22 protein-coding genes are annotated in these 26,015 nt (G+C 63.5%); 14 read left to right on the forward strand and 8 right to left on the reverse strand.

Features of this window, described 5'->3' with window-relative positions; all coding sequences use genetic code 11:
• The first annotated feature begins 3 nt into the window (after positions 1-3).
• Together KBB96_RS11910 and KBB96_RS11915 are read left to right on the forward strand one after the other, a co-directional pair.
• A complete protein-coding gene (locus KBB96_RS11910) occupies positions 4-969 on the forward strand; it encodes an alpha-ketoacid dehydrogenase subunit beta (protein ID WP_211629667.1) in 966 nt (321 codons plus the stop codon).
• Positions 970-974: 5 nt separating this feature from the next.
• On the forward strand, positions 975-2,210 hold the full coding sequence (locus KBB96_RS11915) for a dihydrolipoamide acetyltransferase family protein (RefSeq protein ID WP_211629668.1): 1,236 nt from the start codon (positions 975-977) through the stop codon (positions 2,208-2,210).
• 60 nt (positions 2,211-2,270) lie between these two features.
• On the opposite strand, the gene KBB96_RS11920 is transcribed toward KBB96_RS11915, so the two are convergent.
• Entirely contained in the window at positions 2,271-2,756 is a 486-nt protein-coding gene (locus KBB96_RS11920) for a hypothetical protein (protein ID WP_211629669.1), read from the reverse strand.
• 96 nt (positions 2,757-2,852) lie between these two features.
• Here KBB96_RS11920 and KBB96_RS11925 point away from each other — a divergent pair, with 96 nt between their 5' ends.
• The 11 genes from KBB96_RS11925 to KBB96_RS11975 all read left to right on the forward strand — a co-directional run bounded on the left by KBB96_RS11925 (position 2,853) and on the right by KBB96_RS11975 (position 15,720).
• Positions 2,853-3,473 carry a redox-sensing transcriptional repressor Rex gene (locus tag KBB96_RS11925; RefSeq protein ID WP_211629670.1) on the forward strand — a complete coding sequence of 207 codons (621 nt, stop codon included), beginning with the start codon at positions 2,853-2,855 and terminating at the stop codon, positions 3,471-3,473.
• A complete protein-coding gene (locus KBB96_RS11930; RefSeq protein WP_211629671.1) occupies positions 3,424-4,980 on the forward strand; it encodes a hypothetical protein in 1,557 nt (518 codons plus the stop codon). The genes KBB96_RS11925 and KBB96_RS11930 overlap by 50 nt, the downstream gene beginning before the upstream one ends.
• 41 nt (positions 4,981-5,021) lie before the next feature.
• Positions 5,022-6,107, forward strand: coding sequence for a 3-dehydroquinate synthase (gene aroB / locus KBB96_RS11935; protein WP_211629672.1), 1,086 nt, complete (start codon positions 5,022-5,024; stop codon positions 6,105-6,107).
• Positions 6,104-6,709, forward strand: coding sequence for an MBL fold metallo-hydrolase (locus tag KBB96_RS11940; RefSeq protein WP_211629673.1), 606 nt, complete (start codon positions 6,104-6,106; stop codon positions 6,707-6,709). Before aroB ends, KBB96_RS11940 begins: the two co-directional genes overlap by 4 nt.
• A 129-nt stretch (positions 6,710-6,838) precedes the next feature.
• The gene (locus tag KBB96_RS11945; protein ID WP_211629674.1) at positions 6,839-9,484 is read left to right on the forward strand and encodes a GtrA domain-containing protein; all 2,646 of its coding nucleotides are present in this window, start codon (positions 6,839-6,841) and stop codon (positions 9,482-9,484) included.
• A complete protein-coding gene (locus KBB96_RS11950; protein WP_211629675.1) occupies positions 9,481-10,167 on the forward strand; it encodes a hypothetical protein in 687 nt (228 codons plus the stop codon). Before KBB96_RS11945 ends, KBB96_RS11950 begins: the two co-directional genes overlap by 4 nt.
• Positions 10,164-10,550, forward strand: coding sequence for a hypothetical protein (locus KBB96_RS11955; RefSeq protein ID WP_211629676.1), 387 nt, complete (start codon positions 10,164-10,166; stop codon positions 10,548-10,550). Before KBB96_RS11950 ends, KBB96_RS11955 begins: the two co-directional genes overlap by 4 nt.
• Positions 10,547-11,530 (forward strand): prenyltransferase/squalene oxidase repeat-containing protein, encoded by a 984-nt coding sequence (locus KBB96_RS11960; RefSeq protein WP_211629677.1) that lies wholly within the window; start codon positions 10,547-10,549, stop codon positions 11,528-11,530. Before KBB96_RS11955 ends, KBB96_RS11960 begins: the two co-directional genes overlap by 4 nt.
• The gene (locus KBB96_RS11965) at positions 11,527-13,029 is read left to right on the forward strand and encodes a hypothetical protein (RefSeq protein WP_211629678.1); all 1,503 of its coding nucleotides are present in this window, start codon (positions 11,527-11,529) and stop codon (positions 13,027-13,029) included. The genes KBB96_RS11960 and KBB96_RS11965 overlap by 4 nt, the downstream gene beginning before the upstream one ends.
• Entirely contained in the window at positions 13,007-14,341 is a 1,335-nt protein-coding gene (locus KBB96_RS11970) for a hypothetical protein (protein ID WP_211629679.1), read from the forward strand. Before KBB96_RS11965 ends, KBB96_RS11970 begins: the two co-directional genes overlap by 23 nt.
• Positions 14,338-15,720: a hypothetical protein gene (locus KBB96_RS11975; RefSeq protein ID WP_211629680.1), complete on the forward strand. Its 1,383-nt coding sequence runs from the start codon at positions 14,338-14,340 to the stop codon at positions 15,718-15,720. Before KBB96_RS11970 ends, KBB96_RS11975 begins: the two co-directional genes overlap by 4 nt.
• Here the strand turns inward: KBB96_RS11975 and aat are convergent.
• The 4 genes from aat to KBB96_RS11995 form a co-directional block, all read right to left on the reverse strand.
• Positions 15,689-16,294 (reverse strand): leucyl/phenylalanyl-tRNA--protein transferase, encoded by a 606-nt coding sequence (aat, locus tag KBB96_RS11980; protein WP_226373531.1) that lies wholly within the window; start codon positions 16,292-16,294, stop codon positions 15,689-15,691. The genes KBB96_RS11975 and aat overlap by 32 nt on opposite strands.
• Positions 16,291-17,862, reverse strand: coding sequence for a tetratricopeptide repeat protein (locus KBB96_RS11985; RefSeq protein ID WP_211629681.1), 1,572 nt, complete (start codon positions 17,860-17,862; stop codon positions 16,291-16,293). The genes aat and KBB96_RS11985 overlap by 4 nt, the downstream gene beginning before the upstream one ends.
• 125 nt (positions 17,863-17,987) lie before the next feature.
• On the reverse strand, positions 17,988-18,767 hold the full coding sequence (locus tag KBB96_RS11990; RefSeq protein WP_211629682.1) for a glycerophosphodiester phosphodiesterase family protein: 780 nt from the start codon (positions 18,765-18,767) through the stop codon (positions 17,988-17,990).
• A 33-nt stretch (positions 18,768-18,800) separates the two neighbouring features.
• Positions 18,801-21,122 carry a Tex family protein gene (locus KBB96_RS11995; RefSeq protein ID WP_211629683.1) on the reverse strand — a complete coding sequence of 774 codons (2,322 nt, stop codon included), beginning with the start codon at positions 21,120-21,122 and terminating at the stop codon, positions 18,801-18,803.
• A gap of 135 nt (positions 21,123-21,257) precedes the next feature.
• Here KBB96_RS11995 and KBB96_RS12000 point away from each other — a divergent pair, with 135 nt between their 5' ends.
• Positions 21,258-23,426, forward strand: a complete 2,169-nt coding sequence (locus KBB96_RS12000; protein WP_211629684.1) for a hypothetical protein — start codon at positions 21,258-21,260, stop codon at positions 23,424-23,426.
• A 351-nt stretch (positions 23,427-23,777) separates the two neighbouring features.
• Here the strand turns inward: KBB96_RS12000 and KBB96_RS12005 are convergent, their stop codons facing one another.
• The 3 genes from KBB96_RS12005 to KBB96_RS21060 form a co-directional block, all read right to left on the reverse strand.
• Positions 23,778-23,948: a hypothetical protein gene (locus tag KBB96_RS12005; RefSeq protein WP_211629685.1), complete on the reverse strand. Its 171-nt coding sequence runs from the start codon at positions 23,946-23,948 to the stop codon at positions 23,778-23,780.
• Positions 23,949-23,950: 2 nt separating this feature from the next.
• Positions 23,951-24,724, reverse strand: a complete 774-nt coding sequence (gene tpiA / locus KBB96_RS21055) for a triose-phosphate isomerase (protein ID WP_226373532.1) — start codon at positions 24,722-24,724, stop codon at positions 23,951-23,953.
• 63 nt (positions 24,725-24,787) lie between these two features.
• Entirely contained in the window at positions 24,788-25,987 is a 1,200-nt protein-coding gene (locus tag KBB96_RS21060) for a phosphoglycerate kinase (RefSeq protein WP_226373533.1), read from the reverse strand.
• Positions 25,988-26,015 lie beyond the last annotated feature (28 nt).

Here is a 26,015-nt window from a genome sequence, read left to right on the forward strand (position 1 = left end):
CGAGTGAGTGTCACCTACATCGACGCGATCCGCGAGGCGCAGGCAAAGCTGCTGCGCGAGGACCCGCGTGTCTTCCTCTACGGCCAGGACATCGCCACCTTCGGCGGAGCCTTCAAGGCCACCAAGGGCTTGGCGCAGGAGTTCCCGAACCGCGTGTTCGATGCTCCGATCTCCGAGGACGCCATGCTCGGCCTGGCGGTTGGCACGGCCATCGAAGGCATGCGCCCGATCATTGAAATGCAGTTCGCCGACTTCTCGTCGATCGCGTTCAACCAGATCGTCAACCAGGCCGCGACGCACTACTACCGCACCGGTGTTCCCGTCCCTCTCACCGTGCGCCTGCCCTCCGGCGGCACACCCGGTTCCGGCCCCTTCCACAGCCAGAGCATGGAATCGATCTACGCCCACTACCCCGGGCTGATCGTGGTGACTCCCGCCACCGTCTCCGATGCCTACCACATGCTGCTCGACAGCGTGGCGCTCGATGACCCGGTGATCTACTGCGAGCACAAGTTCCTCTACCGCTGGCTCAAGGCGAAGTCGATCAACGGCGACCACCTGCCCATCGGTCAGGCCCGCATCGTCCGCCCCGGCAAGCACGCCACCGTCGTGACCTACTCCGCCATGGTCCATGAGGCCGTGCGCGCCGCCGAGCGCCTGCACGAGGACGGCTGGGAAATCGAAGTCGTGGACCTGCGCTCGGTGAAGCCGCTGGACATGGACACCGTGCTGGCCTCCGTGGCCCGCACCGGCCGCCTGCTCGCCGTGGGTGAGGCGTTCCCATGGGGTGGCGTCACCGCCGAAGTGGTAGCCCGCACCGTGAGCGAGGGCTTCCACCTTCTCGACGCACCGCCGCAGCGTCTGAACTCCCGCGACACGCCGGTCCCCTATCATCCGAAACTGTGGGCGGCCCACCGCCCCACCCCCGAATCGATCGGCGAAGCCCTGCGCCGCCTCCTTTCCTTCTAACGACCATGCCGTTTGTTCCGATCCTCATGCCCCAGCTCGGCGAATCCATCGCCGAGGCCACCATCGTCCGGCTGGATGTCGCGGTGGGCGATACGGTGCGCACCGACCAGGAGATCATCGAGGTCGAGACGAACAAGGCGGTGATGGGTGTCACCACGCTCTGCGATGGCATCGTCTCCGAACTCCGCGCCCAGGAAGGCGTCTCTTATTCAGTCGGCACCGTGCTCGGCATGTTGGAGGTGACGGCGGAAGAAGTCACCCGCACCGGCGTGGAGACGCTGGAGATGATGGAGGCGAAACTCAGCGTCAATCCACCACCCGGCAGCCAGCAGGCGGAGGAGAACCTTCATTTCGGCAATCAGGACGACAGTTACGAGGAAGCTCCCGCCGTGGTGCCCAGCGTCAAGGGCCTGCCCGTGCCCACCGGCACGATGGGCGCCCACTACATTTCGCCGCGGATGCGCGCGCGGATGGATGACCTCGGCCTGCGTGAAGCGGACATCTCCGCCATCGTCGGCACCGGTTCCGGCGGCCGCGTGACGGTGAACGACCTCGAGCGTTTCATCGACTACATCGAAACCTGGCCCAGCAGCCAGGCCTCCCCGATGCGTCTCGCCGTGGCGGATGCCATGCGCCGCAGTTGGACCCGTCCGCTGGCCACCGTCGGCCTGCCGGTCCGCCTCGACCGCGTGCTGGATCACCGCCGCAACAGCAATCCGAAGCCCGGTCTCACGCTCTATCTCCTCCGTGCCTTCGCCAAGGCTCTCTCCGAAGACCCAGCCAGCGCGGGCTTCCTGATGGGCGGCAAGGTCGTGCATCCCCGCGCCTTCGACATCGGCGTGGCCGTTCAGGTCGAGGATGGCGTGGTGGTGCCGGTCATGCGCAAGGTGGACCAGAAGCCACTGCGCGATCTCGTGCGCGAGTATGATGATCTCGTGGACCGCGGCCGCCGCCGCCGCCTCACGGAGGAAGATACCAAAGGAGGCATCGCCACCGTGACCAACTTCGGCACCTTCGGTCTGACTTGGGCCACGCCGATCCCGCTGCCGAATGAAACGCTCATCCTCGGCATCGGTGCGGGCGTGAAGAAACCGGTGTGGAGCACCGAAGTGGAAACGTTCCTGCCTGCAACGGAGGCGGACCTCGTTCTCACCTTCGACCACCGCGTGGTCGATGGCGGCGGCGCGGGCCTGCTTCTCAAGCGCGTGGGCGAACTACTACAGAAGCCGGAGGAACTCTGAGTTCCGGGGCATCTTTGCTGTAGTCCGCGCTCCGACTACAGCGATCCGCTCCATAAGATTTCAGTTCCAGTCCGTGTAGAGTCTCACGCCGACCTTTTTGCAATCGATCGGAAAGATCTGCACATTGAGCCAATCGCCGGTCGGGGAATCGCACTCGTAGGAGGCGATGGGGCGCTTGGCGATCCATGGCGCGGAAACTTGATACTGGCCGTTGGCCGGAATCATGAGATGGCTGCCGCGGATCCTCAGCGTGGAAACGAACGAACAAAGATCGGTCCTCGCCATCTCGAAGGTGGAGGACGCCCCTCGGTCCAGGATCATGTGCCAAGCATCGCCGCGGCATTCGGGATTCGAGGCGGACGAAGGGAGCGACAAGCCGTGTTCCCTCACAATGCGCTCGGTCGATTGGTCGAGAATGCCCTGATAGGTCACCACGACCGCCGCAACGATCATCAACACCGCCGCGCTCCAGACCACCCTGCCGAACCAGCGGCCCGGCGCGAAATCGCGGGGAGCGGTCAACAAAGGATCGCGATCATCGGGCATGGGGCAAATACGCCATGGAGTGCCATTTTCTCTCACCATCCGGGCACCCCGACCGGGCTTGACCGGAGCGGGCATGGCGGCTTTCCTCCAGCACTCGTGGATAAGGTGGATATTCCCAAGAAAGCCATTTACCGGCTTTCCATCTATTACCGCTGCCTGCAGCGGCTGAAGGAAAACGGCGTGGAAACAGTCAGTTCCACGGCGCTGGCACGTGCCGCGGGCGTGAAGCCCTCCCAACTCCGCAAGGATCTGGCCTATTTCGGCCAGTTCGGCACCCGCGGCCTCGGCTATCCGGTGGAACTGCTGGCGACCACCATCCGCGAGACTCTCGGCCGCGAACGGCTCCAGCCGGTGGTCCTCATCGGTGCGGGTAATCTCGGCTCGGCGCTGCTGCGCTACCAGGGCTTCCAAAAGGAAGGCTTCGAGGTCGTGGCCGCCTTCGATTCCGCCCCGGATGCGGCGCGGGCCCGCGGCATCAACGTGCCGGTCTATCCGGACACCGATCTCGACGAATTCCTCGCGAAAAACGGGATCAAGCTTGCGATTCTCTGCATCCCGGTCGAATTCGCGCAAGCCACCGCCAACCGCCTCGTCGCCGCCGGCGTGCAGGGCATTCTCAATTTCTCGCCGATCCTCCTGGAGGTGCCGGCGGACGTCACCGTGAACAATGTCGACCTCGCCCTCGAACTCGAACACCTCAGCTACTTCATCCGCTGACGCGCGGGAAACCTTCGTGGCTGCCGCCCTGGTGGCGAACGAATCCGCCCTGATGGCGGAAGCTCTCCAAACCACCACCAGCCTCGAGCCCGCCCGCGAGGCCGTGCTGGCCGCCTTCCTGGGCCTCTGCCGCCAAGCTCCGGAACAACTGCCGGGCGGAGCGAAAAGCTGGCTGGAAGCCGAGGTCCGCAAGCAAGCCCGCCGCCGCGCGCCGAAAGGCCCCGTCGCAGGTGAGGATGTCCGCTGGAAACGTGTGGCCGGAGCTGGCGAATCGACCGGGATCCCCGATCCCACACCGGCCACCCTGCTCCCTACCCAGCGGGAAGCCATTCTCCACACCGCCAGACAAGCCGCCTCGGCTCCAGATGAAAGTCCTTCCCGGCATCCGCGCTGGCTGATGCCAATGGCCGGTGCTGCGGTCGCCGTGATCGGTGGCGTCCTGCTGATCAACCGCTCCCAACACAAGGAGCAGCTCCGGCCCACTCCAGAGCCCGCGCCTGCGGCGGCAGCTCCCGCGCCTTCTGCTTCCTCCCAAGCACGGGAGGCACCAGTTTCCGCCCCAGCCCCTGCGGTGGCGGATGTCTCCCTGCCGAGGGATGCCTTCCTGCTGCCGCTTCCCGGGCCTCCGAGTGGCGTGGATCCGGCCCAGCCGGTCATGACCACCGCCGGGGCGAATGCCCGTGCCCGCGACAAGGCGTTGGAAACCTCGCCTGCCGACTTTTTGGCCGCTGCCGCCAGGCAATCCGCCGCCAACCGCGAGGTCGATCTTTCGACTCTGCCGGAAACGGTGATCCGCGACCACGTGCCCACCTCTGCCTCGAAGCAGCTCCCGCTGCCATTGCTGGCCGGAAGCAACAGCCTGTCATGGATTTCCAGCAGCGTGACCGGCAAGCGCGCCCTTCCTCCGGCCAAAGCGGTGCGCCTTGAGGAATTGCTCAACGCCTTTCCTCTGGTGCCCGGCGGCACCACCGCCATCGCGAAGGGCACCACCCTCACCGTGGAGTCGCTTTCCTGCCCGTGGAAACCTTCCGCCTCCTTGGTCATGCTCCGGTTCCAGGGAGCCGCCGATGGCCCGCGCTCGGTGGAAGCGGCTCTGGAGGTCGATCCCATGGCGATTTCGCAATTCCGCCTGCTCGGCTACTCGCCGGTCAAGGGGCTGGAGAACGAAACCCTGCCTGGAATTCTCCCGGCGAAAACCGGCACCACCCTTCTCATCGAGTTGGAGCCCCGCGCCAGCGCTCGTTCGCTGGGGGAAATCCGCTGGAAAGTCGACGGCAAGGATGTGCCCGCGCTTCAGATCCAGCGGATCCCGGACGCCGAACCCTCCGACAACGCCCGCTTTGCCACCCTGCTCGCCGTGTGGTCGATGTGGCTGACCCGCGACCAACCGGAACTCGTCGACGAGGATCTGGTCTCCGGCCTCGCCCGCGAATGCGCTGGCAGTGACCTGCCCAAGGACCGCCGGGACGCCCTGGTGCTGATCGCGAAGAGCCTGGAGCTGCGGTAAAGGAGTTGCTTCCCCGGGCCAGGGGCCTCTTGATCCCCCGCATGCCGACGGTGCATGTGGATTTGGCGGAACGCTCCTACGACGTGGTCGTGGAGCCGGGGGCTTTGGCGAAAGCAGGTGAACTGCTCGGCGCGATCGGTTTTGGCAAAAAGGTCGCCATCGTGAGCGATGCGACGGTGGCCAAATTTCATGGCGAACCGCTGAAGGCCTCGCTCGCCGCGGCGGGCTTCCAGACCACACTTCACACCGTCCCCTCCGGCGAACCGTCGAAGTCGCTCTCCCAGGCCGAGGAACTCTGCCGCTCGATGATCCGGGCCGGCCATGACCGGAAGTCCTCCATCATCGCGCTCGGCGGCGGAGTCATTGGCGACCTCTCCGGATTCGTGGCCGCCATTTTCTATCGCGGTGTTCCTTTCGCCCAGATCCCGACCACCATCGTCTCGCACGTGGATTCCTCCGTGGGCGGCAAGACCGGCGTGAACGTGGCCGAGGGCAAGAACCTCGTCGGTGCGTTCCACCAGCCGAAGCTGGTGATCGTCGATCCGGAACTGCTGCGCACCCTGCCCGCACGCGAGTTCCTCGAAGGCTTCGCCGAAGTCATCAAGCACGCCGCCATCCGTGATGCCGCGATGCTGGATGAACTCGCCGGACTCGATCCGGACTCCCGCGACGTGCCCGCCGACCTCATCGCCCGCAATATCGCCATCAAGGCCCGCATCGTGGAAGCGGATGAGCAGGAACTTACCGGAGAGCGCGCGTTGCTGAACTTCGGCCACACCATCGGCCACGGCATCGAGGCGGCCGTCCCCTACGGGGAGATGCTGCATGGCGAGGCAATCTCACTGGGCCTGCGTGCCGCCCTCCACATTTCGGTGAAACGTGCGGGACTCGCTCCGGCGGACGCCGCCCGCATCCTGGGGCTGCTGAAGCGGTTCTGCCTGCCGGTGGTCCTGTCCCCGGAAATTACGACGGAAACAGTCCTTGAAAAGTTGGGACGCGACAAGAAGTTCGAGAGCGGCAAGGTCCGCTTCGTGGTGCTGGACCGGCCCGGATCGGCGCGGTTGAGCGACGAAGTCACCCCGGAGGACCTCCGCGAAGCGATCGAACATCTGCGCACCCAGCCATGAATCTCGGCCTTTACACCGGCGGTTTCGTCCAAACCAACGGCTACCTGATCGAAGCCCCCCGCGGTCACATTCTCGTCGATGCCCCGGCCGGGGTGGTCGCGTGGATGAACCAGAAGGGCATCCACCCCACCGATGTTCTGCTCACGCATCAGCACTACGATCATGTCGAGGACGTGGCCGCCCTGCACCGCTTGGGGACCCGCATCCATGCCTTCGCGGACTACTCCCCGGAGCTCACCCTGGAAGCCCACGCCCGGCAATGGGGCTTGCCCATTCGGATCGAACCCTACGAGGTGAACCACCTGCTCACGGTCGGTGAACCACTCAAGATCAACGGATTCGACATCCAGCTCGCCCACGTCCCCGGCCATTCCCCGGATAGCGTGACATTTTTCTTCCCGGAGGAAGGCGTGCTGTTTTCCGGAGACACCCTGTTCGCCCGCAGCGTGGGACGCTTCGACCTGCCCGGCGGCGATGGCGAGCTCTTGCTCGAAGGAATCGCGTCCAAGCTTCTGACTCTGCCCTCCGACACCCGCGTGTTCCCGGGCCACGGTCCGTCCACGACGATCGGAAAGGAACTCAAGGGCAATCCGTATCTCTGAGCGGCGGCAAAACCGCTCCACAGAGGCGTTTCAAAGCCTTCCGGCGGGCGATAAAACGACTGGAAACCGGGCTCCTTGTCTGGAAGGTTAAGCTATCGCGCTCCGGTCGGAAATTCCGCCGCTCCACGCATGTCCGAACGCCCTCCATCGCCCCCTCCGGTGCCGATTCCCGAATCGCTGCGCTTGCAGCTTGAGGAATTCCGCCGGGTGCTTTGGCGGATCAAGGTGCAGGAGGCGGTGATCGCCGGGGTGATCGGGCTGCTGGTTTCATTCCTGGTCGTGTACGGGCTCGACCGGATCTGGCAAACACCGGCGCTGGTTCGCTTGGCGATCCTGCTGGGAGGCACGTCCGTGTTCGCGGTTTTCGCCCCGTTCTGGATCCACCGCTGGGTCTGGCGTCATCGCCGGGAAAACCAGCTCGCCCAGCTCATCGCCCGCCGCTTCCCGGGACTGGGAGACCGCCTGCTCGGTGTGATCGAGCTTCAGAATCAGGACGAGAATGTCACCTCGCTTTCGCCACGGCTGCGCGCCGCAGCCATGGAAGCGGTGGCAGCGGAAGCCTCCGCACGCACGCTGGCGGAAGCACTGCCCCCCGCCCGTCATCGCAAGTGGGCGCTCGCCGCATTGGTGCTGGCGGCGGGTGTCGCCACGATCTGGGTGGTCGCGCCACGGGCGGGCACGAATGCCCTGCGCCGCTGGCTGATGCCGCTCTCGGACACGCCGCGCTATACCTTCACCATGCTCGATTCACCGCCCACCGAGGTGGCGGTGCCATTTGGCGAGGCCTTTGACCTCACGCTGCGGCTTGCCAACGACACCGAGAGACGACCGCCAAACGCCAGCGGACGCTATGGCTTGCAGCCGCCGGTCGCCACGGATCTCGCGGAAGACAGCTACCACTTCCAGTTTCCCGGCCAGCAGGATCCGGGCACGATTGTTTTCCACATCGGGGATGCGGTGCATGAAACCCGGATTATTCCGGTTCAACGCCCTGCCGCGGAAGGCACGGTGGCGCGTGTGATTCCTCCGGCGTACCTGGGCATCCCGGAGAAAACCATCGAACTGGATACAGGCGTGCTGAGCGTGGTGGAAGGCAGCCAGGTGGATGTCCGCATCCGCACATCCCGCGCGCTTTCTTCAGCGCACTTTGGTCCGACCGTTGCCAATCGCATCCCATCCGCGGACGCGAAGGACGCCTCCCCCTTCGTTCCCGTGGAAGGCGATCTCATCCTGAAGGGCAGAGAAGCCCACATGCCGTTGCTCGCGGTAGGACAGGTGCCGTTCGACATTCCATTTTCATGGAAGGACGAATACGGCCTCGGTGGTGGCGGCAGCTTCAAGCTGCGCGTCGATCCACTCAGGGACGCCGCCCCCACCGCGTATCTCCAGGGAATCGAGCGTCAGAAGGTCATGCTGCCGGAAGAGACCATCGATCTCGAGGCGCTCGCCGAAGATGACTTCGGATTGAAGACCGCAGGTATCGAGTGGCAGGGGGAATTCAGCCGCCCCACCGATGAAACTCCGGCCACCGGCGGGATGAAGCTCAGCGATGGCGGCACCGAGCTGCGCCGTTTCTCCGGCCCGGTGGCGTTCTCCCCCGGAGCCTTCGGCATCGGCCCCCAGAAGCTCACGCTGCGGGCCTATTCGGAGGACTACCTGCCGGGGCGTCCTCGGATGTATTCGGAGCCGGTCACACTCTACATCCTGAGCCGCGACGAACACGCACAGATGCTGAAGAACCAGTTCGACCGCGCCATCACCGAGCTGGAGGATCTCGCCCGCCGCGAACGGAACCAGCTTGAAGAAAACGAGCGCATCGAGCGGCTGGATGGCGCGGACCTCCAGAAGGAGGAAAACCGCGCGCGGCTCGATGCCCAGCAACAGGCCGAAGCGGAAAACACCCGCCGCATGCAGGAACTGTCACAACGCATGGAGCAACTCATGAAGGACTCCACCCGCAATGGCGAGATCGACAAGAACACGCTCAAGAAAATGGCGGAATCGATGAAGTCGATGCAGGAGCTCTCCACCCAGGATCTGCCGAAGGTCGATTCCAAGCTCGGCGATGCCAACGAGGAAACCAACACGCCCGAAAAGACCAAGAAGGACGTCCAGGATGCGGTGAAGGAGCAGCAGAAGGCCGTGGAGAAAATGCAGGCCGCCATCGAAAAGGCGAACGATGCGAATCGCCGCTTCGAAGCGGGCACCTTCGTCAGCCGCTTGAAGAAGGCCGCGTCGGAGGAAGAAAGCATCGTCAACACGCTGGTGAAGCGCTACTCCGAGACACTCGGCCTCAAGGCGAACGAACTCGATCCCGCCGACCAGCGGATGGCGAACGAATCGATCCGCCAGCAATCGGACACGGCCTCCGATGTACGATGGATCCAGGAGGACCTCGGCCACTACTACACCCGTACCGAGAAGGCCACCTTCAAGGAGATCCTCGATGAGATGCGGGAGTCGAAGATCGATCTGGGTCTGGAGGACATCCGCAACCGCCTCCAGATCGCCCGCAACTTCACCGCCACGGAAGGCGCCAAGGAATGGGCCACGCGTCTCGGCGATTGGGCCAGGAAGCTGGAAGGCGAGATGAACCAGCAGAATGGCGGCGGCCAGGGCGGCGGCCAGGGCAATTCCGAGGACGAGGATTTCGAATTCATGCTGCGCGTGATGAAAATGGTGCAGCAGGAAATGGACATACGCGCCCAGACCCGTGCGCTGGAACAACTCCAGCGTTCACGGCAATCCACACCCGCAACACCGAGCGAGCCATGAAACACAGCCTTCTTTCCATCCTGATGGCGGCCATGGTCCTGCCACTGGCGGCCGATGAACCGGCACCCGCCAACCCGCCTGCCAAAGCCGCGGACGACAAGACGGAGGCGGAGCCGGAAGAGGATCACAAGGCCGGCTCCGGCAAGCTGGCCACGCGCCAGGATGAACTTTCCGCGGACGTCCAGCAGCTCGCCCTCGAGCAAACCGTCCAGAAGGTCATCGATCTGCTCAAGGAGTGCGAGGACATCATGGGCGAGGCTACCGAGCGCCTGATGGATCAGGACACCGGCGGCAAAACCATCGCCGCCCAAACCGAAGTGATCGAAAAGATCCTCGAAGCCGCAAAAGCCCGCCAGCAGCAACAACAGGGCGACGGCCAGCAAAGCCAGAGCCAGGCGGGCGGCGCGATGATGGACATGCTCGAACGCATGGCTGGCAAGGAACAGGCCGGAGATCAGCAAGGTCCTCCGAAGGAAGGCCAGCAGGGCGGCGACACCGGTGGTGGCGGCGTCCATGGCCTCTCCGATACCACCAATACCGCTGGCAATGGCATCGCCGGAGACGGCAAGGAAGAGCAACGCCGCGTTCCGAAAGCCGCCGGAACCGCAGGCAAGGCGCTGCCGGAGGAATTCCGCGGCGCGCTCGATGCCTACAACCGCGGCGCGGACAAACTCGTCAAATGAAAGCCTTCCTTCACATCTGTCTCGCAGGATTCACCCTGTCCGCATCCGCACCGGCGGCGGAACCCACACCAGAGGAATGGAAAAAGCTCTGGGAGCAGGACAAGCAGGCGGTGAAAACCGGAGTGTGCCAGGTCCACCACACCTCCATGCCCGCCACCACCGTGCCGATTCACTACGGTCTGGTGCGTCCCGACCCGAAAGGCCCTACCGAAGCGGAACGCATCCGGCTCTTTCCCCACGCCCGCAAGTTCCAGTTGGGAGGCTGCTGCCCGATCCCGGATGAAACCACCGCCACCATTCCCGTTTGCGATTCGTGCGTGAAAGCGGAAGCCGCATGGCTGGCCGCCCGCAAGGTCTCCCGCCCCGCGTCCCCGAAGAAATGAGATTTCTCGTTCCATTCCTGCTGATCCTGTCCGCCACCCTCCGTGGCCAGGACCTGCCGCGGCGCACCGATGACACGATCCCGGCACAGGTGGAGTCCATGTATGTACGAGGTCTCCAGTATTTGGGAAAAAGCCAGAACGCCCAGGGCTCGTGGACGGACTCGGTGGGCGGCGAGCCGGCGGTGGTCGGGCTTTGCGTGCTGGCCTTCCTTGCCCACGGTGAGGACCCGAACGTGGGACCGAACGCACCGTTCATCCGCAAGGGCATCGACTACGTCCTGTCCCAGCAGAACTCGGGCAACGGCTATATCGGCAACAGCATGTACAATCACGGATTCTCCACGCTCTGCCTGGCGGAAGCCTACGGCATGGTGGACAATCCGAAAATCGCTCCCGCGCTGAAGAAAGCCGTCGAACTCATCCTCAACGCCCAGAAGCGGAACACCCGCTTCAACGCCTGGCGCTACACGCCGGACAGCAAGGACGCGGACACCACCGTTTCCGGCTGCCAGATCGTGGCTCTCCTCGCCGCGCGCAACGCGGGAGTAGGCGTGCCGGATGACGCGATCAACAAGGGCCTGGCCTACCTGGCCAAGAACCGCGACAGCGAGGGCGGCTACGGCTACACCTCCATGGGTGGCAGCAAGCCGACCCTCACCGCGATCGGTTCGCTCTGCCTCTCGCTGGCAAAGAGCAAGGACAGCAAGGAATACAAGAACAGCCTCGAGTATCTGAAGAAGAACCTCGACTACCGCGACCGCTACTATCCTTACTACTACGAATACTATATGTCGCAGGCCCTCTTCCATGCCGACGAAGCCGTCTGGCGCGACTGGAACGCCCGCAACATCCGCTACATGGCCACCCTCCAGAACCGTGACGGCTCCTGGCCCGGTGCCCAGGGAGGATCGTTCAGCACCGCGGGCGCGCTGCTTTCGCTGGCGCTGAACTACCGCTTCCTGCCCATCTACGAAAAATGAAGCGCCTCGTTCCCATCCTGCTCCTGGGCTTTCCCGCGGTGGCCGCGGCCCAGGACGGCGTGCCGGGCGATCTGCTCCGCTTCACCAATGGCGACCGGCTGGACGGGCATTTCGAAGGATTGAAGCAAGGGCCGTCCGTGATGTGGCGGCGCGACGACGTGAACGCCCCCTTGGATTTCAAAACCACCCAGCTCCGGCAGGTGGTGCTGCGCTCGGCACGCCCGGCCAAACCGCTCCCGGATTTTTCCAGCGTCGGCCTGGTCAATGGCGACCGCATCCCAGGCACGCTCACCGGGATGGATGCGGAGGAACTCACCCTGGAAACGACCTGTGCCGGGCCGCTGACGATCCGCCGCAAGGACGTCACCATGATCTCTCCGAACCCCTTGGGCGGAAAGCTGCTCTACTCCGGGCCATTCTCGGACGAAGGTTGGACACTGGCCGCGATGAATCAGGAGGACGAGCCGGCCGCACCCGGCGACAAGGCAACCAAACCCGAATCCGACGAAGGAAAGAAGCCGCCCTCGTGGAGCTACTCCAGCGGAGCCTGGTATCATCGCCAGGGCCCCGCCGCACTGGTTCGTGACGTGCGGATGCCGGACCGGGCGCTGATGCGCTTCCAGATCGCATGGAAATCACGGCTCGCACTGGCGATCGCATTCCACGCGGATTTCAAGAAGCCGGACAAAGACGGCCAGCCGCGTTCCGATTCGTCCAACGGCCCGGGTCTGCCGCAAATGTTCGGCAACGCCTATGTGATGAACCTCTACACCGGCTACGTCATCCTGAACCGCTGCGGCTACGACGCGAATGGCAAGCCGGTCCTTGAGCGCATACAGTCCAGCGCCACCAACGCGCGCCTGCCGGAAACCGGCGAAGCCACCGTGGAAATCCGCTGCAACCGCAAGAGCGGCGAGATCGCCCTGTTCATCAATGACGAGTTCGCCGTCCAGTGGACGGAAGGCACGGGCGAGGGTGAGGACAGCTATGCGGGCCGCGGTGGTGGCATCGGATTCCAGGTGCAGACTTTGTCCACTCCCGGGCAGTCAACCTCCGTGCCGGTCCGCATCTCCGACGTGATGGTATCGGAGTGGAATGGCATGCCGGATGCGGCGCGCAGCCTCCAGACGAACGATCAGGACATCGTGCTGCTCACCAATGGCACGGACCGCTTTTCCGGCGAGATCACCGGCATGAAAAAGAACCGGATCCAATTGAAAGGCCGCTATGCCGATTTCGAGTTTCCGTTGGAAGATGTGGCGGAGATCCGCTTCGCCCGCAACCGCCAGGCCAAGCCATTGCCAGCAGCCACGGAGCAGGTACAGGTGAGGTTCCTGCCCTTCGGACGGATCTCCGGCACCGCCGCGGAAGGAACCCATTCCAGCGTCATCCTCAATTCCCCCATCCTCGGGAAAATGAAGGTGGATCTCGATTACTCCGTGATGCTCGATTTCAAAAACACGAACAGCTTCCTGGATGAGTGGGATCCCCAGTTCTGATGTCGCACGTCTCGCGTGCGGGCTGGCGTGTCTCGCCCTTTCCAACGCGCGCGCCGATGAGATCGTGATGGAGGGTTCTTCCAAGCTCTCCGGCAGGGTCACGGCCATGTCCGAAAACGGCGGCGTCCAGATCGAGTCCCCGATGGCGGCGGAACCGCTCTCTCTCCGGCCCGGCGTGGTGAAGCGTGTCGTTTTCACCGATTCCAAGGATGCCCCTCTTCCCGGCAGTACCCGCCTCAAGCTGGTGAATGGCGATGTGGTGCCCTGTGAGTTGAAGTCGCTGGACGCCCAGAACCTGCTGGTATCCACCTCGTTTTCCGGGGATCTCAAGATCCCGCGCCCGATCATCGCCGCCATGGATCTGGGAATCCATGAGGAGAAGGTGCTCTACAACGGCCCCGCCGGACTGGAAGGCTGGACCAACGACAAGTGGCGGGCGGTGGAGAGCCGCTTCAGTTGCTCCGGCAGCGGCAAGCTTTCCCGCTCGTTCGATCTGCCGGATCAATACAGCCTGCGCTTCACGCTCTCTTGGCGTGGCAACCCGAACTTCCAGACCACCTTCGGCGATATTCCGGACTCGGACTCCGCCTTGATGAGCCGCTATGCATTCCAGTTCAACAATGGCGGCATCGAGCTGCGCCGCCTCGGCGGCTCACGGACCTCCACCACCCTGATCCAGCTCAGCAAGGACCGCACGCCGGATTCATTCCCCAACTCCCGGATGAACGTGGAGATCCGCGTGGACCGGACCCAGAACGTGCTGGTGCTGCTCATCGATGGAGTGGTGGAAGGCCGTCGCGCCGATCCGATCAAGGAGCCGCCCGCGGGAGGCGGACTGACCTTTTCCGCAAATGCCGGCGCGGACACGGAGGTCACACTGACCAACCTGCGTGTCCTGACCTGGGATGCGGACGGAGACCGCCACCGCACCGAGGAACGCGGCGACAGCGGCTCCGACACGCTGATCCTCGCAGAGGGCGACCGCTACAGCGGAAACCTGGAGGCCATCCGCGCCGGTGCCGATGGCAAGGCCGTCCTCTCCTTCAAGAGTCCCGTGCTGGAGCAGCCGATGAATATTCCCGCGCGCAAGGTCTCGACGGTCTTTTTCAAGGATCCCGCGAAAAACGACAACGCCTCCACCGCCCCGTTCATTCTGCGGCTGCAGGGTGGTGGCAGTTTCCAAGTGGATGCATGTTCGTTCTCCGGCACGCAGATCGATATCCGCCATTCGAAACTCGGCACCCTCTCCTTGAAACGCTCCGCGGTGGCTTCCATCGAACAAGCGGGTGGCACCAACGAATCCCGGGAATGAAATCCAGCCTGACATTCCCGCTCTTCCTGTTGGCCACGCTTCCTGCCGTGGCCGCCCCCGGCGGCACCATCCAACTCTCGAACCGGGACCAGATCGGAGGAGAACTGGCGTCCATCGGCAAGGATCGCATTCTGTGGAGTTCGCCACTGCTGGAGAAACCCGCTCCCTTTCTGCTCAACAAGGTCCAGGAATTGAACCTCCCGACCGTGGTCCCCGAGAGCCTCGCCAACTACGATGCGGTGGTCTCCCTCACCAATGGCGACGCCCTGCGCGGACAACTGGCCTCGGTGACCGACAAGGCTATCGAGCTGGACACCTGGTATGCCGGACGCATCACCGTGAACCGGCCGATGGTGGAAGCGGTGCGGATCGAGGATCGCCCGAAGCTGTTGTTCCGTGGTCCGGATTCGCTGGAAGGCTGGACGCAGGACGAGTCCTCGGAAAAATCCGGCAAGGGCTGGACCTTTGAAGGCGGTGCGTTCCAATCCCACGGCGGTGGCGCGATCTCCCGGGACGTGAGCCTGCCGGATGTCTGCCGCATCGCCTTCAATCTCGAATGGCACTCGACTCTCCGCACGACGCTGCGGTTTTCCGCCGATCTAACAGCCAAGGCCAATCCTCCGAATTGCTACGAATTGGGAATGCAGCGCCGCTTCGTCGCGCTGCGGAAGCGCTTCCCGGGAGCCCAGCAATTCGTCCCCGGTTCGCAAAGCGTTCCCGAGTTCAGCGAGAACGAAAAGGCACGCGTCGAGGTATGCATGGATCGCAAGAAGGGGATCTTCAATCTGATCGTGGACGGTCGCTCCGTGGTCGTGTGGACCGATCAGAACCCGAATGACGCGGTCACGGGAGGTGGCATCCAGTTTCTAACGGAAGACTCCAATCCGGTCCGCATCTCACGCATCGAAGTCTCGGCCTGGGATGGCGTGATCGAACAACAACCGGAACAGGAAGATCTCCTGGGGGCGGAGCAGCAGGACAACGAGGCGAAGGAAGCCAAGGCGAAGGAAGCGGAAAGCGGGCGCATGATGCTGCGCAACGGCGACTCGATGGCCGGTGAAGTGCTCTCGATCCAGAACGGGGTGATGAAGGTGAAGACCCGTTTCGGCGAGGTGGATCTTCCGGTTTCCCGTCTGAAGAACATCGCCCTCAAGCCGGTCGAAGCGGAAGTGCCCAAGATCCGCGACGGCGACATCCGCGCCTGGTTCCCGGATGGCAGCCGGGTGGTGTTCCGCCTGGACTCGGCGACCGTGGATACCCTGACGGGCTTCAGCCAGAACTTCGGCACCGCCACCTTCAAGACATCCGCCTTCAGCCGGATCGAATTCAATCTCTACGACCCGGCTTTCATGGAACTGCGGGGGGAGAAGGGTTGGTAGCCCGGATGAGATCGGCGAGCGCCGCCCGGAGCAATTCCTGATACTCGTCCCGCGGCACCTCATACGCGCCGAAAGTCGCGAGATGGGGCGTGAGCCACTGCGTATCTAGTAATTGGAAGCCGTGCATGCGCAGTCTCTCGACGAGATGGACAAGCGCGATCTTCGAGGCATCCGTCTTCCGGGAAAACATGCTCTCACCAAAAAAGACCTTCCCCAGGGCGACCCCGTAAAGGCCGCCCTGCAGGCCCTCCGCATCCCAGCACTCCACCGAGTGGGCGAATCCCATCTCATGAAGCCCGCGGTAGCTGTCGAGAATTCGTGCGTCGATCCACGTCTCCTCCCGGTCCGCGCAACCGCGCATCACCTCCAGGAACGCGGTGTCCCAACGGATCTCGAAGGGCCGCTTGCGCAGCGCCTTCTTCAATCCATGCGGAATATGGAATCTGGCATCGAGTGGAATCACACCCCGCATTTCCGGCGAGAACCACAGGATCTCGCCTTCATGCGCCATCGGAAACACTCCCTGCGCGTAGGCGCCGAGGAGTGATTCCGGCGGGATGATGCCGGAGCTCACGGCTTGCCCGCGGCCGGCTTCGGCTTGGGAGCATCGCCACCCTTGGCATCGGCTTTCGGAGCGGCGGGCTTGTCGGACTTGATGTCCTCCAGCGCCTTCTTGCCCTCGGCCTTCTGCTCGGGGGTGAACTTGTCATCCAGCTCCTTCGCGAGCTTCGCGCCTTCCTCCTGCTTGCGCTCGGCGGCCAGCGTGGCGAGGGCCCAAGCCTTCGGCAGGTCCTGCTTGATGCCGGTACCGGTGGCGAACAAACGCGCGAGCGCGTAGGTGGCGGGACCGTGGCCTTGGTTGGCGGCGAGTGCGTAGAGCTGGCCGGCATTGGCCATGTTCTGCTGCACGCCACCGGCACCACGCTCATACATGGTGGCCAGATTGTTCTGGGCCGGAGCGAAGCCGCCCTGGGCCGCACGGGTCAGCCAGGCAACAGCGGCCACCGGATCGGCGACGCCACCGAGCTTCTGGGAAAGGTAGAACAGCGCGAGTTCGTTCTGCGCTTCCGACAGACCACCGGCGGCGGCGGAAAGGAGGTGGCCGTAACCGATGCCGATATCATCCGGTGTCGGCTTTTCCTTGGAAAGCCGGGTCACCGCCAGACGCAGATGAGCGGGAGCGCTGCCAGCAGTCGCCGCCTTTTCCAGCAGCTTCAGACCGCGATCCTCGTCCTTCTCGGTGCCTTTGCCTTCGAGATAAGCCTGGGCGGTGCGAAGGGTGCAATCGACCTGACCGGCGTCATCGCCCTTGCGGTAGGTTTCGAGCGCGGCCTTCGGGTCTTTCTTCACGTTTTCCTCGAAATCGCCGAGCGCGAGATAGCCTGAGTATTCCTTGGCTTCGAGTGCCTTCTTGATCCATTCACGGCCTTCCTTCTCATTGCGCTGGGCTTCCGCTCCATTGAGGAGGCGGGAGCCGAGGGCCACCATCGCACCGGCATCGCCGAGACCGGCCGCCTTGCGATAGGTGTCGTTGGCTTTCTTGAGGTCCTTCTTGTCCGGGAAACCGAACTGGCCTTCGTAGAGGCGGGCCAGCAGCATCAGAGACGGCGGATCACCGGCATCGGCCGCACGGGACCACCAGAACACGACCTTGTCGTAGTCCGGCTCCTTGCTCAGACGGCCACGGAGCCAGGCTTCACCGAGGATGCGACCTGCCACCGCCGGATCGTCCTTGGCGGCGTTTTCCAGCGCCTCCCGGCCCTGGGTGCGCTCCTTTTCGTCCTCCGAGGCCAGCAGGATGAAGGACATGCGGTAAGTCGCGTCCTTCTGGCCGGTGGCGGCGGCCTTCTTGTAATATTCCAGCGCCTTTTCCTTGGAGGCTTCAGCGCCCTGGCCGCTCTCATGAGCGAAGCCCATCAGGTAGAGCGCGTCACCGTTGCCTTGCTCGGCCAGTGGCTTCGCCAGCTCAATCGCCTTGGCGTGACGCCCGTCCTTGAAGGCCTCCAGCGCCTCCTTGGCAGGGCCTTCCGCCTTCTTGTTGAGGCCGGTGGACGGTTCCACCGGCATCGAAACGGCCGCGGAAAGAACAGCCACCGAAGACCAGGCGACCAACAACGAGAGGAGAGCGGTTTTCAAACGCATGGCGCGACGCTAACGGGGGCCAGCGCCGCGGGCAATAAACAATCGAACCGCATTCAAGGGCATTTCCGGCACCGGAAAATGCTCAGGAAAAGTTAAGAGTCATCCCTGAAACACCCGCGATGACTTCACTCCAGTTCCCGCCGCAGCGCAGACGGCCGGTTGCTCGTGATGAAGGAGACGCCGAGTGCCATCACCTTCCGCGCCGTGGCCGCATCATCCACCGTCCACGAGTCGAGTGGGACACCCAGCGACTTCAGCCATTCCCCGGAAACCGGAGCTCGGCAGTCGAACTGGAATCCCTGCGCCTTGCAGTCCTCAAACTGCTTGCGATACGCTGCTGCCTTGTCCGGCTGATCGACGTCCTTGAGCGAGGAAACCAGATGGGCTTGAAACTCCGGAAGTTTTTCGCGGCACGTGGCGATGACGGCAGGATCGAAGCAGATGATGATGACGTGCGCGGTGTCCGCCTTCTTCTCCAACAGGAGGCGCCGGATGGGATCCACGATCGCCGGACCGGTCTTGATCTCAAGGAAGAAGAACTTTCCCTGCGGCAGCACATCGAGCACCTCGCCCAATTTGGGAATCTTCTCACCGGCGAAGCGCGGAGACTTCCACGAACCGGCATCCAGCTTCGCCAGCTCCGCGTAGGTGCTGTTGGCGATGACGAGATTCTTGTCCGCGGTGCGCTTGGTGTCCGCATCGTGCATGCACACGATCTCGCCATCGGAGGTGAGACGGAAGTCCCCCTCGATGCCATCCGCGCCCTGTTCAAGCGCCAGCCGGAAGGCGGACAGCGTGTTCTCCGGAGCCTCCGAAGAAGCCCCGCGATGGGCAATGAAGCGCGGCATCTCCGCCATGGCGGAGACGGAGAACACGACCGGCAGGATCAGACTGAGAAGCTTCACTCCCGACGATAGCACGCGGGAGCGCGGGATCTTTCACTTCTTCTTCGCCTGGTTCATCGCCTGGCTGAACCAGTCGTTGCCACCACCGCCGCCACCCTGCTGCGGGCGCGAGTCGCGTTGGAAGCGCTGGCCGCCACCACCGCCACGGCGGTCGTCGCGATCGCCCGGAGCGCTGCGGCGGTTTTCCATCTCCGGCTTCGATTTCATCGAGAGCGCGATGCGATTCCGCTTCAGGTCCACCTCGACCACGGTGACATTCACCTTCTGGCCGACCTTCACCACCTCGCTGGCATCGCGGACGAACTGGTCCGAAAGCTGGCTGACGTGGACGAGGCCGTCCTGGTGAACACCGACATCCACGAAGGCGCCGAAGGCGGTCACATTGGTGACGATGCCCGGCAGCTTCATGCCCGGGGAAAGATCGGCGGGCTTCTCCACTCCGGCGGCGAATTCGAACAACTCGAACTTCGCGCGCGGGTCGCGGCCCGGCTTGCCGAGCTCGGAAAGAATGTCGCGCAAGGTCGGCAGACCGACATCGCCCTCCACATACTTCTGGAGATCGATCTTCTTGTGGAAGGCTTCGTTGCCGATGAGCTCGCCCACCTTGCACCCGAGGTCGGACGCCATGCGCTCGACCAGCGGATAACGCTCCGGATGTACCGCGGAGGAATCCAGCGGATGGGCGCCACCACGAACGCGGAGGAAGCCAGCCGCCTGTTCGAAAGCCTTGTCACCGAGACGCGGCACCCTCTTCAGATCCGCACGGGAAGTAAACGCGCCGTTCTCATTGCGGAAGGCGACGATGTTCTCGGCCAGCGAGCTGTTCAGGCCGGAGACGTAGGAAAGCAGTTGCTTGGACGCGGTGTTCAGTTCGACGCCCACGGCGTTCACCGAGCTGATCACGGTATCATCGAGGCTGGCCTTGAGCGCGCGCTGGTCGACATCGTGCTGATACTGGCCGACACCGATCGACTTCGGATCGATCTTCACCAGCTCGGCGAGCGGATCCATCAGACGGCGGCCGATGCTGACAGCGCCGCGCACGGTGACGTCGTGATTCGGGAACTCTTCACGCGCCACTTCGGACGCGGAGTAGATCGAGGCACCGCTTTCATTCACCATCACCACGACGATGGAGGACGGCAGCTTGAGCTTCTTCACGAAGGCCTCGGTCTCACGGCTGGCAGTGCCGTTGCCGATCGCGATGGCCTCGATGTCGAACTTCTTGATGAGTGTGGTGAGTTCGACTGCCGCTTCATAGAGCTGCGTGTTCGAACCGGCGGTCGGATGAATGACGGTGTGGTGCAGCAGCTTGCCGGAGCGATCGAGCACGACCGTCTTGCAGCCGGTACGGAAACCAGGGTCGATGGCGAGCAGGCGCTTCTCACCGAGCGGCGAGGCCAGCAGCAGTTCGCGGAGGTTTTCGGCGAACACCTGGATGGCGGTTTCATCGGCGCGCTTCTTGCCGAGCAAACGCATCTCCGTCTCCATGGAAGGCATGAGCAGGCGCTTGCAGCCGTCTTCAACCGCCATGCGGACCTGATCGCCCGCCTTGCCGGAACCGCTCACCCAATCCGACATCGCCAGACCGGTCACGCGCTCCAGCGGCACCTCCACGCGCATGAGCAGGAAACCTTCCTTCTCACCGCGGCGGATCGCCAGCATGCGATGGGACGGGATGTTTTTGAACGGTTCGCTCCACTCGAAGTAGTCGCGGAACTTCGCGGCTTCCGCATCCTCTTCCTTTCCATACATCACCTTCGAGGAAACGGTGGACTCTTCCTCATAACGCTGGCGGGCGCGGCCACGGAGCGCGGCATCATCGGCCACGCGCTCGGCGATGATGTCGCGGGCTCCGGCGAGGGCATCGTCCGCAGTCGGCACTTCCTTCTCGGCGTCCACGAACTTCGCGGCCTCCTCGGCGGGATCGGAGTTCTGGTTTTCGAAAATCCAATCGGCCAGCGGTTCGAGGCCACGCTCCTTCGCCTTGGTGGCGCGGGTCTGGCGCTTCGGACGGAACGGCGCGAAGATATCCTCCAGCGAGGTCATCGTCGCCGCACCCTCAACCTTCTTCTTCAGTTCCGGCGTGAGCAGCGAACGCTCTTCCAGCGACTTCAGGATCGCCGAGCGGCGGGAGTCGAGTTCCGCAAGTTGCAGCATGCGGTCGCGGATGGTAGTGATCTGGACTTCGTCGAGCGAGCCGGTCTGCTCTTTGCGGTAACGGGAAATGAACGGGACGGTGCCCCCTTCGGCGAGCAGCTTGGCAGTGGCGGCCACGGAGCGGGCGTTGATCCCGGTTTCACGGGCGATCACTTCCAGGTGCTTGGCGGCGGCTTCGGTCGGGGCGTCAGTCATGCGGTGGAGCGGTTGGGTAGCCGAGACCGCGCCAATTGGCAACCGCACGAGTTTCCGGAGAATCGAAACCACGCAAAATCAACGGGTTATTCTGCGGAAGAAATCGACCCGCATGGCGGTATCTCCCCCTCTCGCATGCATGTTTCCACCTTCTTTTCCACCCTGCTGCTGGCCCTCCCGGCGCTCGCCCTCGCCGATCTTCCCCCTCCTTTTCCGAGCGATCCCGCCGCGGCGGCGGAACGTACCTGTTTCCAGACCTCGGAAGCCTGGAATCCGAACGGCAACCTGCGCTCCGATGTCGCGCTCGTGTATGGCATCGATGCCGGTCTGCCGGACCGGATCAAGACCTGGCGTGATCGCGGCTACCGCGTGCATGTGATGACCGGCGTCGCCTGGGGCAACTACCAGGACTACCTCTACGGCCGCTTCGATGGCGTGAACCACGAGGACAACGCCCAAACCGACAAGAACGGCAAAAAGATCGGTCACGGTGGCGACGTCTACTACATGTGCCCGACTTCCAACTACGGCACCTACCTCGCCACCGGCGTGCAGCGCGCGCTCGATGCCGGAGCGGAGGCGATCCACCTGGAGGAGCCGGAGTTCTGGGCCCGCGCGGGTTACTCGGAAGCTTTCAAACGCGAGTGGCAGGACTACTACAAGGAACCCTGGCAGCCGCCGCATCTCACCGTGGACGTCCAGTGGCGGTCCTCGAAGCTGAAGTACTATCTTTATCGTCGCGCGCTGCAGCAGGTGTTCGATCACGTGCAGACGTTCAACCACAAGACCGGAGCCAAGGTCCGCTGCTACGTCCCCACCCACAGTCTGATCAACTACGCCCACTGGTGCATCGTCAGCCCGCAATCGAGTCTGGCGAACCTCAACGGCTGTGACGGCTACATCGCCCAGGTCTGGACCGGCACGGCGCGGACGCCGAACCACTTCCGCGGCGTCGGAAAGGAGCGCACCTTTGAAACCGCGTTTCTGGAATACGGGGCGATGCAGAACCTCGTCCGCTCCACCGGCCGCGGCGTCTGGTACCTGAACGATCCGGTGGAAGACAATCCGCGCCACGATTGGACCGACTACCGCACCAACTGGGAATCCACTCTGGTGGCCTCCCTGCTCCAGCCGGACGTTTCCAGCTACGAGGTCGCACCATGGCCGGAGCGGATCTTCGGTGGCAAGTATCCGAAGAGCGCCAAGCCGGAAGACCGGAAGCCGATTCCACCCGCCTACGCCACGGAACTCCAGGTAGTGATGAACGCGCTCAATGACATGAAGCAGCCGGACATCCAGTGGGAGGCTGGCACTCCCGGCATCGGCGTGCTGGTCAGCGATTCGCTGATGTTCCAGCGCGAGCAACCGACACCGAGCGATCCGAACATGGCGCACTTCTACGGTCAGGCGATGCCGATGGTGAAACGCGGCATCCCGGTCACGCCGGTGCAGCTTGAGAACGTCGCCCTCAATGGCTTCCTCGACGGCATGAAGATTCTGATGCTGAGTTACCAGGGTCAGAAGCCGATGAGCGCCGATGTCCACGCGCCGCTGGCCGCATGGGTCAAGCAAGGCGGCGTGCTGGTGATGATCGACGACGACTCCGATCCCTACAACCGCGTGAAGGAATGGTGGAACGAGGATGGCAAAACCACCACCGTGCCACGACAGCATCTTTTCCAAACGCTCGGGGTGAAGGATGAAGCGTTCACCGGCACCAACGAAGTCACCGTCGGCAAGGGCGCGGTGATCTGGTTGAAACGGAGTCCCGTGGGCCTCGCCCTCAGCACGGAGGCGGATGCCTTGCTCGCCTCGGTCATCAGAAAGGCCATCGAGCGAAGCGGCGGCACTTGGAAGGAAACGAACCATCTGGCCCTCCGCCGCGGTCCCTACTGGATCGGTGCGGGTCTGGACGAAAGCATTGGCGGTGATGCGAAAACCCTAACCGGTCGTCTTGTCGATCTCTTCGATTCAGAGCTGAAGGTCCAACGCACCGTTGATCTCACGCCCGGCAGCCGGCGCTTCCTCATGGACCTTGATCGGATCAAGGGAACTGGTACACGGGTCCTGGCCTCCGCATGCAAAGCTCTTCCCGATCCCAGCAAAGGCCATCCAGCGTGGACCGTGGAAGGAGTCGGAAATACGGAAGCCATCGTACTGATCTCCTGCGACAAAGCGCCGAAGAGCATCCTGCTAGGCGGCCAACCTCTGGCCTCCTTCGACTATGATGCTGCGGAAAAGCTGCTTCGGGCCCGCTTCCAAAACGAGGCGACGCCCCGACTGCTGGAGATGATAGTCGAATAATACTTGCGGCACCCTTCTGTCGTTCACCTCTGAAGGGCCGAAGGCCCGCTCCATATCAGCCCAGCCCGCAAGGGCTGGGCTGATGACCTGGAAATTTGGAGGGCTGAAAGCCCGATCCATATCGGAAAAGGATCAACGCATGGCCCACGAACGAACAATGGATCGGACCTTCAGCCCTCGTTCTCCCTCCATCATTGACCCAGCCCTTGCGGGCTGGGCTGATATGGAGCGGGCCGTTGGCCCTTGAGAGACAATCCGCAACCCAATGCCGATATCGTCCTTCAATCCATCAGCGTTGATGGACAACAAGCAGCCCCGGTTTCTCAAGGAACCCGGGGCTGCTTTGTTCAATCAAAATCCCACCTGGGTATTGATCCCCATCTCCCCGTGGAGTTCGGGACCGCCGTGGCGGGGCTCGACCATCTGCTCGAGCGGGTCCGTTGATCCCCAGTCCTTGCCGGGGGTGGTGGAACACGAAGCCAGCATGGCCACGCCGAGCAGGAAGAAAAGCGACCGGATCATGGTCACTTCTCTACCGTGCCGTTGTGGATGATGTCGAGGAAGCTCTGGGGATCGAGGGAAGCACCGCCGATGAGCGCGCCATCGATGTCCGGGCAGGCCATCAGCTCGGCGGCATTGTTCGGTTTCACGCTGCCACCGTACTGGATGCGCACTTTCGCGGCGGTCTCCGCGCCATAGAGGTCGGCGATCACCGACCGCACGAAAGCGTGCGCCTCCTGAGCCTGCTCGGAGGTGGCGGTCACGCCGGTGCCGATCGCCCACACGGGCTCGTAGGCCACGACGGTTTCGGTCATGTCCCGCTCTGACACGCCCTTGAGGCCTTCGGTGATCTGGGTACGGAGCACGGACTCCAGCTTTCCGGCTTCGCGTTCGACGAGGGTTTCACCGATGCAGAAGATCGGGCGCAGGTTGGCTTCGCGGGCTTTCTTGAGCTTCGCGTTGATGACCTCGTCGGTCTCACCGTAGATCGAGCGGCGCTCGCTGTGGCCGAGGATCACGTAGTGGACCAGCAGCTCGCGGAGCATGACCACGCTGACCTCGCCGGTGTAGGCGCCGGAGTCGAACTGCGAGCAGTTCTGTGCGGCGATGGCGATGCCGTGGTGGTTGTTGAGAGCCTCGGCCGCCTTCGGCAGCGCGATGAAAGCCGGAGCGATCACCACATCGCAGGAGAAGGGCTGGTTCTGGATCTTGGAAAGGATGCTCTTCACAAAGTCCTCCGCCTCGGACGGACCTTTGTTCATCTTCCAGTTTGCGGCGAAAATCGGCTTGCGGCTCATACGGGGAAAGAGGGGATTTTTCAAGGGAGTGCGGGCCTTCGACGTGAAGGCCCGCGGAAACATTCAGGCATTCGTGAGAGCGGCCACACCGGGCAGTTCCTTGCCTTCAAGGAGTTCGAGGGAAGCGCCACCACCGGTGGAGATGAAGGTCATCTTGTCATCCAGGCCGAACTTGTTCACGGCCGTGACGGAGTCGCCACCGCCCACGATCGTGACGCCATCGCTGGCGGCCATCGCTTCGGCAATGGCCTTGGTGCCCTTGGCGAAGGAATCCAGTTCGAACACACCCATCGGGCCGTTCCAGATCATGGTCTTGGCCTTGGCGATCTCGGCGGTGAACTCGTCGATGGCGACGTCACCGATGTCGATGCCTTCCCAACCGTCCGGGGTGAAGCCGCCCTTTTCGTACGGATCGGTCACCTTGGTTTCGGCACCTTCCTTGAACTCCTGGGTCACGCGGGTATCGGCCGGGAGCAGGAAGCCCACGCCCTTGTCCTTCGCCATTTTCAGGATGTCGAGGGCGAGCTCGAGCTTGTCGGCTTCGACGCGGCTGTTGCCGGTCTGGTACCCCTGGGCCTTGCGGAAGGTGTTGGCCATGGCACCGCCGATGATGAAGGCATCGGCCTTTTCCATCAGCGCGGTGATGACCTGGATCTTATCGGACACCTTCGCGCCGCCCATGATCACGAGGAACGGACGCTCCGGGTTCTGGAGCTTGCCATCAAGGTATTCCAGCTCGCGTTCCATGAGGAAGCCCATGGCGCTCTTGGAAACGTAGTGAGTCACCCCCTCGGTGGAGCCGTGGGCGCGGTGGGCGGTGCCGAAGGCATCATTCACGAAAATCTCGGCGCTGCCGGCCAGTTCCTTGGCGAAGGCGGCGTCATTGGCTTCCTCGGCGGCGTGGAAACGGGTGTTTTCCAGCAGCAGCACCTGGCCCGGCTGGAGCTCGGCGCGCAGGGCGGCGGATTCGGCACCGATGCAATCCGGAGCCAGCTTCACGTCCTGGCCGAGGATCTCGGCGAGACGGGCGGCGGCGGGAGCGAGGGAGAACTTGGCTTCCGGGCCACCCTTCGGACGACCGAGGTGGGAACAGAGCACAAGCTTGGCACCACCCGCGAGCAGATGCTTGATCGAGGGCACGGCGGCCTGGATGCGGGTGTCATCGGTGATGACGCCTGCATCATTGAGCGGAACGTTGAAGTCCACACGCATGAGGACTTCCTTGCCCTGGACGTCGAGATCGCGGATCGAGAGTTTGGCCATGAGGCGGGAATCCCGCCCGAGCGCCCCC

The sequence above is a fragment of the Luteolibacter ambystomatis genome, assembly GCF_018137965.1.
Lineage (GTDB): Bacteria > Verrucomicrobiota > Verrucomicrobiia > Verrucomicrobiales > Akkermansiaceae > Luteolibacter > Luteolibacter ambystomatis.